The organism is Methylocella tundrae (assembly GCF_038024855.1).
Classification (GTDB): domain Bacteria; phylum Pseudomonadota; class Alphaproteobacteria; order Rhizobiales; family Beijerinckiaceae; genus Methylocapsa; species Methylocapsa tundrae.
Genome location: NZ_CP139089.1, coordinates 1,906,720 through 1,924,051, shown reverse-complemented (window position 1 = coordinate 1,924,051; position 17,332 = coordinate 1,906,720). Strand labels below are relative to the sequence as shown.

At 62.2% G+C, this 17,332-nt stretch carries 14 protein-coding genes; 11 read left to right on the top strand and 3 right to left on the bottom strand.

What is annotated here, in order from left to right; translation table 11 throughout:
- Positions 1-118: 118 nt before the first annotated feature.
- The 9 genes from SIN04_RS11265 (at position 119) to SIN04_RS11225 (ending at position 10,953) form a co-directional block, all read left to right on the top strand.
- Positions 119-889, top strand: a complete 771-nt coding sequence (locus SIN04_RS11265; protein ID WP_134489207.1) for a hypothetical protein — start codon at positions 119-121, stop codon at positions 887-889.
- A gap of 201 nt (positions 890-1,090) precedes the next feature.
- Complete coding sequence (locus SIN04_RS11260; RefSeq protein WP_134489205.1) at positions 1,091-1,879, top strand: LamB/YcsF family protein; 789 nt, start codon at positions 1,091-1,093, stop codon at positions 1,877-1,879.
- A gap of 8 nt (positions 1,880-1,887) precedes the next feature.
- Complete coding sequence (locus SIN04_RS11255; protein ID WP_134489203.1) at positions 1,888-2,655, top strand: 5-oxoprolinase subunit B family protein; 768 nt, start codon at positions 1,888-1,890, stop codon at positions 2,653-2,655.
- 1 nt (position 2,656) lies between these two features.
- Positions 2,657-3,688 carry a biotin-dependent carboxyltransferase family protein gene (locus tag SIN04_RS11250; RefSeq protein ID WP_134489201.1) on the top strand — a complete coding sequence of 344 codons (1,032 nt, stop codon included), beginning with the start codon at positions 2,657-2,659 and terminating at the stop codon, positions 3,686-3,688.
- 258 nt (positions 3,689-3,946) lie between these two features.
- Positions 3,947-5,122, top strand: coding sequence for a phosphoserine transaminase (locus SIN04_RS11245; RefSeq protein ID WP_134489199.1), 1,176 nt, complete (start codon positions 3,947-3,949; stop codon positions 5,120-5,122).
- 215 nt (positions 5,123-5,337) lie between these two features.
- Positions 5,338-6,948: a phosphoglycerate dehydrogenase gene (serA, locus tag SIN04_RS11240; RefSeq protein ID WP_341264446.1), complete on the top strand. Its 1,611-nt coding sequence runs from the start codon at positions 5,338-5,340 to the stop codon at positions 6,946-6,948.
- A 236-nt stretch (positions 6,949-7,184) separates the two neighbouring features.
- Positions 7,185-8,081: a transporter gene (locus SIN04_RS11235; protein WP_341264445.1), complete on the top strand. Its 897-nt coding sequence runs from the start codon at positions 7,185-7,187 to the stop codon at positions 8,079-8,081.
- A 299-nt stretch (positions 8,082-8,380) separates the two neighbouring features.
- On the top strand, positions 8,381-9,715 hold the full coding sequence (locus SIN04_RS11230; RefSeq protein WP_134489196.1) for an outer membrane beta-barrel protein: 1,335 nt from the start codon (positions 8,381-8,383) through the stop codon (positions 9,713-9,715).
- Positions 9,716-10,107: 392 nt separating this feature from the next.
- Positions 10,108-10,953, top strand: coding sequence for a TorF family putative porin (locus SIN04_RS11225; RefSeq protein ID WP_134489193.1), 846 nt, complete (start codon positions 10,108-10,110; stop codon positions 10,951-10,953).
- A 228-nt stretch (positions 10,954-11,181) separates the two neighbouring features.
- On the opposite strand, the gene SIN04_RS11220 is transcribed toward SIN04_RS11225, so the two are convergent.
- Together SIN04_RS11220 and SIN04_RS11215 are read right to left on the bottom strand one after the other, a co-directional pair.
- The gene (locus SIN04_RS11220; protein ID WP_134489191.1) at positions 11,182-12,792 is read right to left on the bottom strand and encodes a phosphoenolpyruvate carboxykinase; all 1,611 of its coding nucleotides are present in this window, start codon (positions 12,790-12,792) and stop codon (positions 11,182-11,184) included.
- A gap of 359 nt (positions 12,793-13,151) precedes the next feature.
- Positions 13,152-14,042 (bottom strand): alpha/beta fold hydrolase, encoded by an 891-nt coding sequence (locus SIN04_RS11215; protein WP_134489189.1) that lies wholly within the window; start codon positions 14,040-14,042, stop codon positions 13,152-13,154.
- 116 nt (positions 14,043-14,158) lie between these two features.
- Here SIN04_RS11215 and ispH point away from each other — a divergent pair, with 116 nt between their 5' ends.
- Positions 14,159-15,118, top strand: coding sequence for a 4-hydroxy-3-methylbut-2-enyl diphosphate reductase (gene ispH, locus SIN04_RS11210; RefSeq protein ID WP_134489187.1), 960 nt, complete (start codon positions 14,159-14,161; stop codon positions 15,116-15,118).
- Positions 15,119-15,265: 147 nt separating this feature from the next.
- Positions 15,266-16,183 carry a tRNA (adenosine(37)-N6)-dimethylallyltransferase MiaA gene (gene miaA / locus SIN04_RS11205; RefSeq protein WP_134489185.1) on the top strand — a complete coding sequence of 306 codons (918 nt, stop codon included), beginning with the start codon at positions 15,266-15,268 and terminating at the stop codon, positions 16,181-16,183.
- Positions 16,184-16,191: 8 nt separating this feature from the next.
- Here miaA and ftsY read toward each other — a convergent pair whose 3' ends face one another.
- Positions 16,192-17,292: a signal recognition particle-docking protein FtsY gene (gene ftsY, locus SIN04_RS11200; RefSeq protein ID WP_244605777.1), complete on the bottom strand. Its 1,101-nt coding sequence runs from the start codon at positions 17,290-17,292 to the stop codon at positions 16,192-16,194.
- Between the last annotated feature and the right edge of the window lie 40 nt (positions 17,293-17,332).

Here is a 17,332-nt window from a genome sequence, read left to right as displayed (position 1 = left end):
ACTCCGGGCACCATATATCGGATCAAGATGGCGCGCTTGATTTAACTCAAATTCAACGGCGCCCTGCCAAACTCTTCCCTAAATTTATCGACCTGCCCATTGGGAGCGGATCACCACTATGGTCCAACCGAAGAAAACGACGTCCGCGGCCTTCGGCGACATTCTGGCCGGGCTCGACGGCCCTCAACGCGGTCCGGCGGCTCGCGTCTCCTCGGCTCCTTCGTCGGCGTCGGGCGGCCGCATGGATGTGTCCTGGATAAAGTCCGCACAGGCGCGCGCAAGGGCCGCCCAAATGGCGCAGCAGGCCGCGGAGTTAGAGAAGGAGCCCGAAAGGGCGTCTCTGAAGGAGCGCGAAAAGGGTTTTGATCCAGCTCATCGGCTGCGGCGCAATCTCGGCGGCCTTTCATGGGGCTGGCGCGGCGGATCCGACCCGCATTCTAGCTCCTATGGACCGGATTCAGTGGAGGAAGAAGCCAGCGCCAGCTCGCCTGACGCCGCCGATGCGACGCGCGCGAGCGAGGTCGCCGAAGCCACGACGGACGCCGCCATCAGCCAGCACCCGGTGCATGCGTTGCGGCGGCTGCTGAGCCAGATCCCCTGGGTTTGGCGGCGCGCCGAGCGCGCCCGCGCGACCTCGCCGGGTGCGACAGGCGCGGAAGCCGCGCCGCGGATCGAGCTGGCGCCGCCAAAAAGCGAAGACGAAGCGATCGCGGAGGAACTCGGGCTTAGCGCCGATCTCGCAATTGCCGATCTGCGACGCATCAGGCGCGAATTCGCCAAGAAGAATCACCCGGATCGATTTGAGCCGGCCTTGAGGGTTGGAGCCGCCCGCCGCATGACGATCGCCAATATGTTGATCGACGCCCATTTGAAGCAGAGGCCGCATTGAATTAGCCGGCTCCGGGCGGCAAAGGGAAAAAGGCTCGCGCAGAGGAGAAGGGCCAGACCTCGGAACGAAAGCCTTTTCAAGCGGGGCGACGCCCGCATAAGATCGCGCCGGGCTTGCCGCGGACAGAAAGCCTTACAATCCGCAGGAGAGAGTGGTGACGCAAAATCCGACGCGCGCCAATGCGCCGATGAGGCGCGCCCGATGAATGCGGCGGGAGAGCAGCGGGCGCTCTCGATTGATCTCAATTGCGACTGCGGCGAGGGGTTCGGCGCCTACGCCATGGGCGATGACGCCGCCATGCTCGATATTGTCACGAGCGCGAGCGTCGCCTGCGGCTTCCACGCCGGCGATCCGGACATTATGGCGTCGACGTTCAGGGCGGCCAAGGCCAAAGGCGTCGCCATCGGCGCACATCCGGGCTACCCCGATATTTCAGGATTTGGCCGCAGGCCCCAATCGTTCGGCCTCGATCAGATCGAGAGGCTGATCGCCTATCAGCTCGGCGCCGCGCAAGGCGTTGCGAGCTATGCGGGCCACAACCTTTCTTATGTGAAGATCCACGGCGCGTTGAGCAATCTCGCAATGACCGACCGCGACGTCGCCCGAGCGATCGTCCGCGCCATCAAATCCGTCGATCCGCGCCTTTCTTTTCTCGCCGTCGCGGGCACGCAGCTGGAGGCCGCGGGCCTCGCCGAAGGGCTTGCCGTCGCCCGCGAAATCTATGCCGATCGCGCCTATACGGACGCGGGTTTTCTGGCGCCGCGATCCTCGCCCGGCGCGGTGCTGCATGACGCTGAGGAAATCGCCGAGCGCGTTCTTTCCATGGTCATCGAGGGCGCGATCATCGCGCAATCGGGGAAACGCATCGCGGTCGGCATCGACTCCGTTTGCGTTCACGGCGATCATCGGGACGCCGTCGCGACCGCGAAAGCCGTCCGCCGGCGCCTCGAGGCGTCGGGCTTTACCCTTGCGCCTTTTGCAGCCACGTAAGAAAGCCCATGTTGAAAGAAACGCCGGCCGCCGCCGCGCCGCGCTATCTCGTCGCCGGCGAATCCGCGCTCGTCGTGGAATTTGGACAGTGTATCGACGCGTCCATCCACGAATGCGTGCTGGCGCTTGACGAGGCGATCGCGGCCGCGCGACTCGACGGCGTCCTGGAGACAGTGCCGACCTACCGCTCACTGATGATTCACTTCGATCCCAAGCGCACGTCGACGAGGGCGCTGGCGGAAGCCATCGCCCGCCTCGACGCCGTGAGCGCCCCTCGAAAGCGCAAAAGGCGTTGGCGCGTGCCGGTCTGCTATGATCCGCCCTTCGCGGAAGATCTCGGCGAGGTCAGCCAGACCCTCGCCCTGACTGCCGACGAGATCATCGCTCTACACTCCAGCGCGCTCTACCGCGTCTATATGTATGGCTTCGCGCCGGGCTTCACCTTCCTCGGCGGCCTGCCGGACGCGCTGGCGATCTCGCGCCGCGCCGCGCCAAGGCCGCCGGCGCCGCCGGGATCATTGCTCATCGCCGGAGGGCAGGCGCTGGTCGCCAGCATCGCCATGCCGACCGGCTGGTATCAGATCGGCCGGACTCCGCTTAAAATCTTTGATCCGCGCCGCGAGCCGATGTTCCTCATTGATATCGGCGATGACATCCGTTTCGAGCGGATCGACGGAATGCGCTTCGCCGAGCTGAGCCTTGCAGCGGACGATGGATCGCCCATCGCTCATTGCGACGAAGATGAAGAAGACCCGCAAGCCCCGACGGATCGCTGACATGGCTGGGCGGCTGCGCATTCTGTCGGCCGGCCCCGGCGTGACGATCCAGGATGCAGGACGGCGCGGCTTTCTGCGCTTTGGCGTCACGCCCGCTGGTCCGATGGACTGGAGCGCCTTTGAAACGGTCCTTCTTGCGCTCGGCAACGAAGATAGAGCGGCGTCGATCGAGATTTCCGTCGGGGGCCTTAGCGTGGCGGTCGAGGAGGGCGCGTTCCTGGTCGCCTTCGCAGGGGGCGCCTTCAACTGGCGCCGCGACGGCAGGCCGCTGCCCCCCGCGGCGCGGATTGTCCTGAAACCTGGCGAGATCCTTTCGGCGCAGGCCGGAAGCGAGGGGGCCTGGGCTTACCTTGGCGTCGCGGGCGGCTTCGATACTCCGGTTGAATTGGGCAGCCGTGCGACCCATGTGCGCTCCGGCGTCGGCGGTCTCGAAGGCCGGATGCTGCGCCGGGGCGATGTTCTGCCGATTGGGGCTGCCGCTGCGCCTTCGCCGGCCGAAGAAGCCGAGATTGATGCGCCCTGGCTCAACGGGTCGAAAGGGCGCTTTCGCGTTCTGGCTGGGCCGCAGGATGATTATTTCTCGAGCGAGGCGCTGGCCGCTTTCTTCAGGGAGAAATTCACCCTGACGCCTGCCGCCGACCGCATGGCCTATCGCTTCCACGGCGCGCCGGTCTCCCATGCGCGCGGCTACAATATCGTCTCGGATGGGGTTGCTCTCGGCGCCATTCAGATCGCCGGAGACGAGGCGCCGTTGATCCTGATGGCCGACCGGCAGCCGACGGGCGGTTATCCGAAGCTCGGGCATGTCATTCGAGCGGATATCGGCCGCCTCGCCCAGATGCGTCCGGGCGAAAGCTGCCGGTTCAGCATCGCGAGCCTCGATGAGGCTCTGGCGGCCCTGAGCGCGATCGAGCAGGAGATCGCAACGACCATCGCGCGCCTGCGGCCGCTGCGGAGGGAGTTGACGACAGCCCTATTGCTGGACGCCAATCTGATCGACGGCGTTGTCGACGCCCTGGACGGGCAGGGGTGACGGGCCAGACGATTTCATCGCCGGCGCCGTTGTGGGCGCGGTTCGGAACAAGTCGCGATTGAAGGGAACCGTTTCACTCGCGGCTAAGATAACGCCTTATGGCGATTTGCACAGAAAATGACGGGGAAGGCGATATTTTGTTGAAGTCGATGACGCCTGCGTCAAACCGGCGGCTTGACGTCTTAAAAGGTAGACCCTATCCCTATAGACGGGACACCCCTCCCCAACGAGGGGCGCCCATCTGTAAGGATGGCAAAAATGATAGCGTCGACTCCCGCCGTGAAACCGGCGAGGCCTTATTTTTCGTGCGGTCCTGCGTCCAAGCGTCCGGGCTGGAAGCTTGAAAACCTTGAGAACGCCCCATCGGGCCGTTCGCACCGCTCCTCCATTGGCAAATCCAAGCTGAAGCTTGCAATCGATCTCACTCGCGAGATCTTGCAGGTTCCGGCCGATTATCGCATCGGCATCATGCCGGGCTCCGACACCGGCGCCGTCGAGGCCGCCTTGTGGTCTCTTCTGGGGCAGCGCGGCGTCGACGTCGTCGCCTGGGAAGCTTTTAGCGAACATTGGGTCATTGATATCGTCGAGCATCTGCGGCTGGAAAACGCCCGCGCGATGGTCGCCGATTATGGCGAGATCGTCGATCTTTCAAGCCTCAACTTCGATCATGACGTCGTTTTCGCCTGGAACGGCACGACGTCGGGCGTTTGCGTGCAGAACGGCGATTTCATTCCCGCCGACCGCAAGGGCCTCACCATTTGCGACGCGACATCGGCCGCCTTCGGCCAGAAGCTCGACTGGGACAAGCTCGATGTCGTCACTTATTCCTGGCAGAAAGTGCTCGGCGGCGAGGCGGCTCATGGCATGCTGATCCTGAGCCCGCGCGCGGTTGAAAGGCTCGAGACCTATACGCCGCCGTGGCCCGTGCCAAAGCTGTTCCGTCTCGCCGAGAAGGGCCAGCTGATCGAAGCTATTTTCGAGGGCGAGACGATCAACACCCCGTCGATGCTCTGCGTCGAGGATTATCTCGATGCGCTGAACTGGGCGAAATCCATCGGCGGCCTCGATGCGCTGATCGCGCGCGTCAACGCCAACGCGAAGGTGATGGCTGATTGGGTTGAAAGAACGCCCTGGGTCGCCTTTCTCGCCGCTGATCCTGCGATCCGCTCGACAACCGCCGCCTGCCTCAAAATCGTCGATCCGGCGGTTGTCGCCGGCGGACCCGAGGCGGAGGCAGCGTTCTCCAGGGAGCTCGTGAGCTTCCTCGAAGCGCAGGACATCGCTTATGACATCAACTCTTACCGCGACGCGCCTCCCGGCCTGCGAATCTGGTGCGGCGCGACAGTCGACACAACCGATCTGATCGCGCTGACGCAATGGCTCGACTATGCCTACGCCAAGGCGAAGCGCGAGTTTTTCGCGAAAGCGGCCTGAACCTCGCGATCATCCGATTGCATTTGGCTCAAGGGGCGTTCTCTCTTCACGGGAGGGCGCCCATTATTTTTGCTTCTGCGCCAACGCAGGAAACGCCGCCCTTGCACCGCGGCGGCGCTCACTTCATAGAGGGCCGCCTTCACAAGCCTGCCGCCAAATCGCGCAACCCTTGCTGCCTGGCTTGAAAATGGCTTGGGAGTAGGTCCATTTGATAAATGCGCTTGGTTGAGGCGCATTGGAGAAGCCCCTTGCCGCCGCGCGTCCTGATTTCGGATTCCCTTTCGTCCGCCGCCGTCGCCATCTTCAAAGCGCGCGGCGTCGAGGTCGCGTTTGAGCCGGAGCTAGGCCGGGACAAGCACGCTCTCGCCGAGGCGATCGGCGACTTCGACGGCCTCGCGATTCGATCGACGACGAAAGTGACGTCGAAGCTGCTCGAACGCGCGACGCGCCTCAAGGTCATCGGCCGCGCCGGCATCAGCATCGACAATATCGACCTCGCGGCGGCGACCGCCAAGGGCGTCATCGTGATGAATACGCCGTTTGGCAATTCGATCACGACGGCTGAACATGCGATCGCGCTGATGTTCGCGGTGGCGCGCCATATCCCCGCCGCCGACGCCTCGACGCGCGCCGGACGATGGGAGCAGAACAAGTTTCTCGGGGTCGAAATCACCGGCAAGGTGTTGGGCCTTATCGGCTGCGGCAATGTCGGATCGATCGTCGCCGACCGCGCGATCGGGCTGCGCATGCGCGTCATCGCCTTCGACCCTTTCCTGTCGCCGGAACGCGCTTTCGATCTTGGCGTGGAGAAGGTTGAGCTTGACGATCTCCTGACGCGCGCCGATTTCGTCTCCCTGCACACTCCGGTGACGCCGCACACGAAGAACATTCTCTCGGCCGAAAATCTTGCCAGGACCAAGCCGGGCGTGATGATCATCAACAGCTGCCGCGCCGCCCTGCTCGATGAGAATGCGCTGCTCGCCCTCCTCGAGTCGGGTCATGTCGCCGGCGCGGCGCTCGACGTTCTCGAAAAGGAGCCGGCGCCGCTTCTTGGCCACCCGAATGTGGTGTGCACGCCGCATCTTGGCGCCTCGACCAAGGAGGCGCAGGAGAATGTCGCGCTGCAGATCGCCGAGCAAATGTCCGATTATCTGATGCGGGACGCTATTTCGAACGCGGTTAATTTCCCCTCGATCACCGCGGAGGAAGCGCCGAAGCTGAAGCCCTTCATCGCCCTCGCCGACCGCCTCGGCTCCTTCGCCGGGCAGCTGATCGACAGCAATATCAAGAAAGTGTCGATCACCTACGAGGGCGAAGTCGGCGAGCTCAAGATCAAGGCGCTGACGGCTTCTATGATCGCCGCGCTGCTGCGCCCACTGCTCGCCGACGTTAATGTCGTTTCCGCGCCGACGGTGGCGAAGGAGCTCGGCGTCGTGATCGATGAAGTGACAAGGGCGGCCGAGGCCGATTTCGAATCGGTCGTGACGCTTTGCGTCGAAGCTGGAGGCCGCGAGCGCTGCGTGTCCGGCACCGTCTTTAACGATGGCAAGCCACGAATCATTTCGATCAATGAAATCAAGGTCGACGCCGCGGTCGGGCCGTCGATGATCTATGTCACCAATGAAGATAAGCCGGGGTTCATCGGCCGCTTCGCCAGCATTCTTGGCAATGCCGCGATCAATATAGGGACCTTTGCGCTTGGCCGGGACCGCGAGGGCGGATCGTCGCTCGCCCTCGTCGAAGTGGACGGGCTGGTGCCGGATAAGGTGCTCGCCGAGGTCAAGCAACTGCCTGGCGTCAAAGAGGTCAAGGCGCTGCGGTTTTAAGAACGTGAGGGCCTCCGCGCCCGGTCATCCAGCTTAAAATATGATGCCGAAAGTTGCAGACTTATCGGGCCGGCGTCATGCGGTAAAACAAAGGCTTAAAGGGCGGAATGCGGCTCCGCCCGAACGCCTCGCGCTTAAGCGCCGCGCTGTGGCGGGAAAACATCGCCCAGTCGCGATTTCGCGCCGGCCGCGTTGGGCCAATTGAATTGGCTGCTCCGCTGTGCGCCATAAAGTGCATGGTCCTGTCGTCGAAAACGCGGCTTTTGCTCGGCTGCTCCGTTGGGCTTCTCGTCAGCCTGCTTGGCGCGCAACCGGCGCGCGCCGATGATTCGGCGCCTGCGCCCGACAAGAGCGCCTACAGCCTGTTCAACCCGACGCCGACGGACGCCATGCGGGCCTTCGAGCCCGAGCGCCCGGCCAAAATCCTCAATCCCTTTACCGTCGACGCAGGTCATTTCCAGATCGAAAGCGATTTTCTCTCCTACACCCACGCCAATGTCGCGGGCGCGGGCACGACGCAGTTCGAGACCACTGATCCGACGATCAAGCTCGGCCTCACGAGCTCCATTGATTTGGAACTCGATTTCTACGGCTATCTGACGTCCGCGACGCATAGCAACCAGACCGGCGGCCTTATCGCCAACGGCCATGGTTTCGGCGACACAATCATCAAGACCAAGATCAATCTTGTCGGCAATGACGGCGGAGACTTTGCGATGGCGCTCGTCCCTTTCGTTAAAGCCCCCTCCGCCGCGCCGGGTCTTGGCAATGGCGTGGTCGAAGGCGGTGTGGCGCTCCCGATGCAGATCAACCTGCCGAGCGACTTCGTTCTCGCTTTGCAGACTGAGTATGACGTCTTGAAAAACGCCAACGACAGCCAGCGCTACGCAAATCTCGTCAATATCGCCAATCTCAGCCATAGCCTGTCTTTCATCAGCAAGGATCTGAGCGCCTCCGTCGAATTCTTCTCAGCCGTCGGCACGGATCCCTTTACGCCCGCCGAGTACACCCTGGATCTTGGCCTCGCCTATTTGATCCGGCCGAACGTGCAGCTCGACGCGGGAGCCAATTTCGGCCTGACCAGGGCATCTCCGGGTCTCAATCTTTATACGGGTGTCACGACGCGTTTTTGAGTCGGCGCCGAAGGTTCGAGGACGCCTGGCGGCGCGCCGATCTTCAAATCTTGCTCGTGAGCGGCGCGTCTCACAAGCAAAAGAGCCCCGAAGTGGCTCGGCACTGATCAAATCTGGTGAAAACTTAAGCAACTTTGATCATTTGCAATGCAACGTGTCGAGCGAAAGGCCTAACTGTGGCGCTGATGTATCGCTTGACCGAGAAACGATTTCAGGATGCGATCATTCATTGAATGCTTTGCCATGATGTGCGCTTCTTAACCTTAGTCAGAGGCTTGGACTAAAGGGGAGCCGCATCCATGTCACGCCGGACGAACACTCTATCAACTCTTTGCGTGGGGGCCCTTTTGTCGGCTTCCGCGCAATTGGCCTACGCCGCCGATGTAGCGCCGGCTAAACCGCCGGCAGGATGGTGGGACACCTTTACCGTCGGCGCAGTCGTCGAGGCCGGCATAACCGTCAACCCTGATTCTCCGTCGAACGGCCTGAACTTCGGCTCTCTTTACACCGACAAAGCCAATTCACTGCTGCTCAATCAGTTTCTTTTGACGGCGGCGCGGCCGATTGATCCGACGTCGAAAGACTATGATTTCGGCTTCAAGTTCCAGGGCATGTATGGCTCGGACGCTCGCTACACTCACTTCCTGGGCGAACTCGACTACGCGATCAACAGCCGCTACCAGCTTGACGTCGTCGAAGCCAATCTTCAGGCGCATTTGCCCTGGCTGACCTCGGTATTTGCGGGTGGCATTGACGCGAAAGTCGGCCAGTTCATTTCGCTTCAGGGCGAAGAAACCATCGACCCCACCAACAACTTCTTCTATTCGCATTCCTATATCTACAACTTCGGCATCGCAGCCAAGCTGACCGGCGCCGCGTTCGTCGCGCATGTCATTCCCGAGCTCGACATTTACGCCGGCTTCAATACCGGCAATAACACAGGCTTCGGATGGCCCGGCGACAACAACGCCGGCGTTGGCTTCGAGGGCGGCATCGGCCTCAACCTGCTCGGCGGCAACCTGACTGCTCTGGCGACCACAAACATCGCCCCTCAGAATCCGGCGACGCCTCTCGGCGACGCGGCCTGCGCCTGCTACCCGAGCAACACCTTGCGCTATCTCAATGACCTCGTCGTCACCTGGAAAGCGACAGATAAACTCACCTTCGTGTTCGAAGGCAACTACGCCCATGATGACACGAACATACCAGCTGGCGGCGCCAGCGCTTATGGGGCTGCCGGATACGCCTCCTATGCCATCACCGACTGGCTGAAGCTCAACGGCCGCGCCGAGGTCTGGCGCGATAACAATAACTTTTTTGTTTCGTCGCTTGGAGCTCCCGGCAACTTCAATTTCGTCAACAGCGAGCACGGCTTCTTGAACTTCGGCGGATACCCGCCCGCTGGCGCCTTCGCTCCGGCGCCGACGACTTATCTGGAGCTGACGGCAGGCCTCAATATCAGCGCGCCGCCGATCCCAAACCTGTTTAACGTCCCGAGCGCGGCCTGGATCAAGAGCGTCATGGTGCGGCCTGAAATCCGCTACGACTCGTCCTTGAATGGCACGACGCCCTTCAATGTCGCGACGAAATCCTCCCAGTGGACCTTCGGCGGCGACATCCTCGTCAAGTTCTGAGCTCTCGGCCGGTCGCCGGCCGCGCTTCCGAAAAATCCTATAGGGCGCTCCCGCGGATATGCGGGGGCGCCCTTCTTATTGAGACAGCCGCCGCAGAATTGGCTGCGAGAGACCCTTCGTGGAGACTTGGCGGCCGTTCTCAGTGCGAAAATCAATGCAAAGCCTCAGCTCTTGGCCCATGCCGCGCCGGGGCCGGCCGCGCCTCGACGCCTTCCCGCGAACTGGCGCATGCCTTTTTGCGCGGCGGCACGGCCAATAGGGGCCCTGAGTGTGGCAGCTATGCATCTCTGGGGACGCAAATTATTTTCCTGACGCGATAAGCCATTGAATGAATCTCGCTCCTGTGCCCTTTTTGCGTTCACGCAAAGCTTGGACCGAGGGGAGCCACATTGATGTCAGGCCGGACGAATACGCTACTATCCCTTTTGGCCGGAATTCTTCTTTCGGCTTCAGCGCCAATCGCCTATGCCGCCGATCTGGCGGCGACGCCGGCGCCAGCGCCCGCGACTCCTCCGATTGACTTCGCGTTCGGAATGAAGCTCGCGAATGATTACGTGTTCCGTGGCGTCGATCAATCGAACGGCCATTTTGCGGCCCAAGGGTATGTAGAGGCCCGGCTTCTCGATTTCGCCTATCTCGGCGCATGGACGTCAAACGTCAGTTTCCCCACCGCGTATGGACTCACCAATCCCGCGGCCGAAGTCGATTTGTATGGCGGCCTGCGTCATACCTGGGGCGCCCTGACGCTGGATGTGGGCGCGCTCTATTATGAATATCCGAATCAGTCGTACCCGTTGCCCGGCCAAGTTTCGATCAATTATTACGAAGTTTATTTTAAGCCGACCTACGTCATCAATGACACCTTTACCGTTGGCGGCAATCTCTTCGTCACGAACAATTACGTCAACACGGGAGCGGGTGGGACCTATCTCAGCGGTACGCTGAAGGCAAACCTCCCGCCGCTGTTGCCCTACAAGGATATCGCGACCTACATTTCCGGCGAAGTCGGAGAAGAGTTCCTCGGAACAGCCCGGACGGGACTCGATTTACCGTCTTACACCACTTGGAATGTCGGCATCGGCGCGACGTGGAACGTGATGACGCTCGACTTGCGCTACTCGGGCAGCTCGCTGAGCCGCGGGGAGTGCACGATTGTCAGCGGCGTGCCGAACTGGTGCGGCAATCGCTTCATCGCCAGTCTTGCTATCGACACCACGCTGCTTACGCTCGGCAAATAGGCTGATGGAGCAGAGCCTCCGGTCATCGGCCTGAGGTCCTGAAGACAAAGGCCTTGATCGAGTCGAGGCGCGCATCCACACCCATGATGCTGCGGCTGACGCCGCGGCATTTGTTGTTTCGCCGGTAAGAATCGCGCCGGCTTCTTGCTGGGTCCGGGACGGCAAAGGGCCGCCACGAAGTCGTGGCGGCCCCTTTAACTATCGACCAGGCAGTGCTTTAAGCCTGCCTCAGGCGGCGACGGCGGCCGGCTGCGCCTCGATGACTTCGGCGTCGACATGGGACGCGAATTTCTCGAAATTGGCGCGGAACATATCGACCAGTTTCATCGCCTGAGCGGCGAACTCTTCTCTCGAGGCCCAGGTCTCGACCGGATTAAGTATGGACGATTCGATCCCGGCGACGGCGAGAGGCGTCGCCAGGCCAAAATAGGTGTCCCTGCGATAAGCCGCCTTCGCCAGCGAGCCGTCGAGCGCCGCGGCGAGAAGGCCGCGCGTGACCTTGATCGGCATGCGGCGGCCGACGCCATATTTACCGCCCGTCCAGCCCGTATTGACGAGCCAGCAATTCACATCGTGCCTCGCGATGAGATCGCGCAGCAGATTGCCGTAGACGCTCGGATGACGCGACATGAAGGGCGCGCCAAAGCAGGTCGAGAAGGTCGCCTGCGGCTCGCTCACGCCCTTTTCCGTTCCGGCGACCTTGGCGGTATAGCCCGACAGGAAATGATACATCGCCTGCGCCGATTCGAGTTTTGCGATCGGCGGCAGGACGCCGAAGGCGTCGCAGGTCAGCATGACGATGTTGGTCGGATGGCCGGCGCGCCCCGTCGCCGACGCATTGGCGATGAAATGGAGCGGATAGGCAATCCGCGTGTTTTCGGTCTTCGACGCATCGTCGAAGTCGGGCGCGCGCGTCTGCGGATGAAGGACGACGTTTTCCATGATCGCGCCGAAACGCTCGGTCGTGGCGAAGATTTCGGGCTCCGCCTCCCGGGACAGCTTGATCGCCTTGGCGTAGCAGCCGCCCTCGAAATTGAAGATCCCCTCGGGGCTCCAGCCATGCTCGTCGTCGCCGACGAGCGTGCGCGCGGCGTCGGCCGAAAGCGTGGTCTTGCCGGTGCCGGACAGGCCGAAGAACAAGGTCGAGGCGCCGTCCCCGCTTACATTGGCGGAGCAATGCATCGGCATGACCTCTTTGGCCGGCAGCACGAAGTTCAAATAGCTGAACACCGATTTCTTGATTTCGCCGGCATAGCTGGTGCCGCCGATCAGCACGATTTTGCGGCTGAAATCGATCGCGACGATCGTTTGCGAGCGGCATCCGTGCCGCGTCGGATCGGCCTCGAAGGAGGGAAGATCGAGGATCGTCAGATCAGCGACGAAGGACTGGATCTCCTCCCTTGATGGCCGGATCAGAAGGTTACGGATGAATAGTGAATGCCACGCATATTCGGTGATCACGCGGACATTGACCCGGTTGGCGGGCTCTGCGCCGCCGAAAAGATCCTGCGCGAAGAGATCGCGGCCAGCGGCATGCGCGAGCATATCCGCGTAAAGAACGTCGAAATGGGCTGGCGTGATGGCGCTGCTGTTGTCCCACCAGATCGTCTCTTCGGTCAGCGCGTCCCGGACGATGAATTTGTCTTTTGGCGAACGGCCGGTGTGAACGCCCGTTTCGGCGACGAGCGGGCCGTCCCTTGCGACCTTCGCCTCGCCGCGGCGAATGGATTCCTCATAAAGCTGTGGCGCCTCGAGGTTATAGGAAATGCTCTTCAAATCTTTGAGGCCGAACTTTTCGACTCCGAATGAAGGGTTAAAGAAACCGGCTTGGTTAGTCATTGTCTCTCCGCCAATTGGTCGGTGGCTCCGGGGCAAAGACGAAGAACAATCTCCGCAGCTCCCGGTGCATGAGCGAGTTGTCGAGGCAGACTAGACCAGTCTGCCCGTGGGTAACATCATACGTTTAGGCTATGACCCGGCCACTATCAAAACGCCATTTAGTGGCCCGCTCCTCAGCGCGGCCCTGGAAAGCCATGGTACAGGCCGGACGAGGACCTCTGAAGCAATCCGCGCGCCATCCCGGTGAGCTATTATAATTACAGATCGCGCGAGCGGCTTCTGCGTTTCAATGCCGGGGGTTCGTCAGAACCGTAAGCCCATTGCCGCTACCGGTTCCTCGATTTCGCCTTTGACTCCCCTCAGAGAAACGCGAGCACGGCCTCCAGCGTCGCCTCGGGGTTTTCCTCGGGCAAGAAATGGCCCCCCTGGAGCGGTTGGCCCTGCACGTTCCCGGCCCATTGGCGCCAGATATCGAGGGGCGAGCCGCCGCCGCCCAGTCCGCGCCCGCCCCAGAGAACCAGGAGCGGCGCCGTGATTTTTCTGCCGGCGGCTTCGTCGGCTTCGTCGTCGTTGCGGTCGATCGTCGCGCCGGCGCGATAATCCTCGCAGGTCGCATGAATGCGCGAGGGCTCGTTCAGCGCGGCGCGATAATGGGCGAGGGCGCGGGGATCGAAGGCGGACAGATCCTTGGCGGCGGTCCAGTTCGCGAGCGTGTAATCGACGTAAAAATTCGCGGCGGCGCCGATCAGCGTTTCCGGCAAGGGCTCCGGCTGCGCCAGAAACATCCAGTGATAGGCTTTCAACGCTTCCGCCGCATTGAGGCTCCGCCAGCGCGAGGCGGTTGGAATGATGTCGATGAGGGCGAGTTTTTCGAGGCGCTCCGGATGATCGAGCGCGAGCCTATAGCCGACGCGCGCGCCGCGATCATGCCCGAGGAGGCTGAAGCGGATATGGCCGAGTTTTTCCATCACCGCTATGGCATCCTGCGCCATCAGGCGCTTGGTATAAAGGGCGCCCTTGTCGCTGCGGGGCGCGCTGGACCAGCCGTAACCGCGCATGTCCATCAAAACGACCGAAAAGCGCTCGGCGAGCTTTGGCGCGATCCTGTGCCATTCGACATGGGTTTGCGGATAGCCATGCAGCAGCAGAAGCGGAGGGCCTTCGCCGTGCGCGCGCACGAAAAACCGCCCGGCCTCCGTAGCGACCCAATGCGTAGAAAAGCCGGGAAAAAGATCGGCGAGATCTGTCATAAGAGCGCTCCTTGCCTCTGCGCGCCGGGTCGGGGCCGCGACGCCTGCGGCCCCGCCGCACTTGACATCAGAACCGCCGGACTCCTAAACGTGTTGCATCTCAGGCCGAGCGCTGCATGTCCGTCAAGCCAAAGCTAAATGTCCTTCTTTGCGCGCCGCGCGGTTTTTGCGCTGGCGTCGTCCGTGCGATCGACGCTGTCGAAGAGGCGCTTCGCATCTATGGCGCCCCGGTCTACGTGCGCCATGAGATCGTGCACAATAAATATGTGGTTGAGACGCTGAAAGCCAAAGGCGCCATCTTCGTCGAAGAACTCGACGAAGTGCCCGACACGTCGCAGCCGGTGATTTTTTCCGCCCATGGCGTTCCAAAATCGATTCCGGTCGAGGCTTCATCGCGCAACATATTCGCCATCGACGCGACCTGTCCTTTGGTGACAAAGGTGCATCGCGAAGCCGAACTGCACCACAGGCAGGGCCGCCAGGTGCTCCTCGTCGGCCATGCGGGGCACCCGGAGGTCGTTGGCACCCTCGGCCAATTGCCGGGCGGCTCGATCGTTCTGGTGCAGACGGTCGAAGACATCGCGACATTGCAGGTCGCGGATGAAAATAATCTCGCCTATGTGACGCAGACGACGCTGTCGGTCGACGACACGCGCAACATGGTCGACGCCTTGACGCGACGGTTTCCAAATATCGTCGGGCCGCATCGCGAGGATATTTGCTATGCGACCACCAATCGCCAGGAGGCGGTGAAGCGCATCGCCCCGATCGTCGATGCGCTGATCGTCGTCGGTTCTTCGAACTCCTCGAACTCGCAGCGACTGAAGGAGGTCGCCGAGCGCTCGGGCTGCAAGCTGGCGCGTCTCGTGCTGCGGGCCGACGACGTGGAATGGGAATTATTTTCCAATATTTCTTCGCTTGGCATCACGGCGGGGGCCTCCGCGCCGGAAATCCTCGTCGAAGAAATCATGGACGCCTTCGCGCAGCGGTTTGATTTGCATGTCGAGGAAATCTCGACCGCGAATGAGGGCGTATTCTTCCCGCTGCCGCGTGAGCTGCGCCGCGCCACGGTCTAAAGCATAACGCCGAAAAGGCGCACACTTTTCGGACCCACATCATGCATCACAACTAAGGTTCAAGCTTGATGCGTTTCCGTTTGAACGCATTCTGCTCAAACGCATGATGATTCCGGTTGGAGTCCATCAAGTCGCCCGCACATCGCAGTGACAACGCTCGCAAGACATCCCTCCGCAATTCTCATCGCCGGACCGACCGCCAGCGGCAAGTCGGCGCTGGCGCTACGGCTGGCGCGCGCCATGGGCGGCGTTCTCATCAATGCCGATTCAATGCAGGTCTACCGCGATCTGCGGATTTTGACGGCGCGTCCCAGCGTCGAGGAAGAGGCTCAAGCGCCGCATCGCCTGTTCGGCGAGATCGACGCGGCGGTCAATTATTCGGTCGCTCTTTGGCTCGAGGCCGCGCGCGAGGCGCTGGGCGAAGCGCAGGCCGAAGGGCGCCTGCCGATTTTCGTCGGCGGCACGGGGCTTTATTTCAAAGCGCTGACGCAAGGGCTTTCCGCCATTCCCCCTGTGCCGGAAGAGATTAGGGCTCGTGTGCGGGCTGAGGGCGCCGCCGCCACTCCCGCCGAGCTGCACCGGCGGCTTGCCGCCTGCGACCCCGTGATGGCGGCGCGTTTACGCCCGACCGATCCGCAACGCATTTTGCGCGCGCTCGAAGTTTTTGAGGCGACGGGGCAAAGCCTTGCCGCGTTCCAGGGCCTGCGCTCGCCGCCGCTGATGGACATCACTCAGACCCGCGCCATGTTCCTCGATCCCGGCCGCGACGAGCTTAAGCGGCGGATCGGCGCGCGTTTCGACCTGATGCTTGACGCCGGCGCGCTGGAGGAGGCCGAAATCCAGCGCGGGCGCAATCTCGATTCCGCGCTGCCGCTGATGCGCGCGCATGGGCTTCGCCATCTGATCGCCTGTCTCAACGGCGAAATCGCCCTCGGCGAGGCGAGCCTTTTGGCCAAACGCGACACCTGGACCTATGCGCGGCGCCAATTCACCTTCGCACGCCATCAACTACCTGGATTTGAATGGGCGAATGAAGCCGGCGCCGAGGCTTTGGCGCTGGCGTAGCCGTGCACTCAACGCGGGTCGGCGAGACTTTCCTCATCCATGCCGGCGATGGCTCTGGCGAAATCGCGCGCCTCGAAGGCTGCTATGTCGCCGGGACCTTCGCCGATGCCGATGTAGTGGACCGGCAGCTTGAATTTCTCGGCGATGGCGACGAGGATGCCGCCGCGCGCGGTGCCGTCGAGCTTGGTCATCACGAGGCCGGTGACGCCCGCCACTTTACCGAAAATCTCGACCTGGTTCATGGCGTTCTGGCCGACGGTCGCGTCCAGCACCAAAAGCACGGCATGCGGCGCGGAGGGATCGACCTTTTTCATGACGCGGATGATTTTTTCGAGTTCGGCCATCAACTCGGCGCGATTTTGCAGGCGCCCGGCGGTATCCATTAAAAGCACGTCCGCCTCGGTCTCGCGCGCCCTGCGGATGGCGTCGAACGCCAGCGCCGAGGCTTCTGACCCCTGCTCGCGGGCGACGACCTCGCAGCCGACCCGCGCGCCCCAGATGCGCAATTGCTCGATCGCCGCGGCCCGAAAAGTGTCTCCCGCGGCGAGAATCACGCGCCGGCCTTCGCCGGTCAATTGCGTCGCCAGCTTGCCGATCGTCGTCGTCTTTCCTGATCCGTTCACCCCGACGACGAGAATCACGTAAGGTTTGACGCCTGCGTCGATCTCGATCGGCCGGGCGTAGGGCGCAAGCACGCGCTCGACCTCCGCCGCCAGAATTTCTTTGACCTCATCGACCTCGATCGTCTTGTCATATCGGCCTTTGCCGACGATTTCGGCGATGCGCGCGGCGGTGGCGACGCCAAGATCCGCCCGGATCAGCACGTCTTCGAGGTCGTCGAGCATTCCCGCGTCGAGGCGTCGCTTGGTGAAGATCGCGACAAGGCCAGTGCCGATCGAATTGGACGAGCGCGCAAGGCTGTGGCGCAACCGCTCCCACCAGCCTTTCGGCGCGGGCTCAGCCGGAGTTGGAACGGGCGTCGCCGCTTCTTTCTGTTCTGGCGGCGGCTCGGCCGCGGCCGCCAGCTCCCCCCGCCGGTCGAACATCCGGCCAAGGAGACCGAGTTTCGGCTTGGCGGCGCCATTGCCCGCGTCATTGTCTTTTGCCATGCAAAGTCCGGTTTTGCCATCGAGGATGGCGCTATCAAAG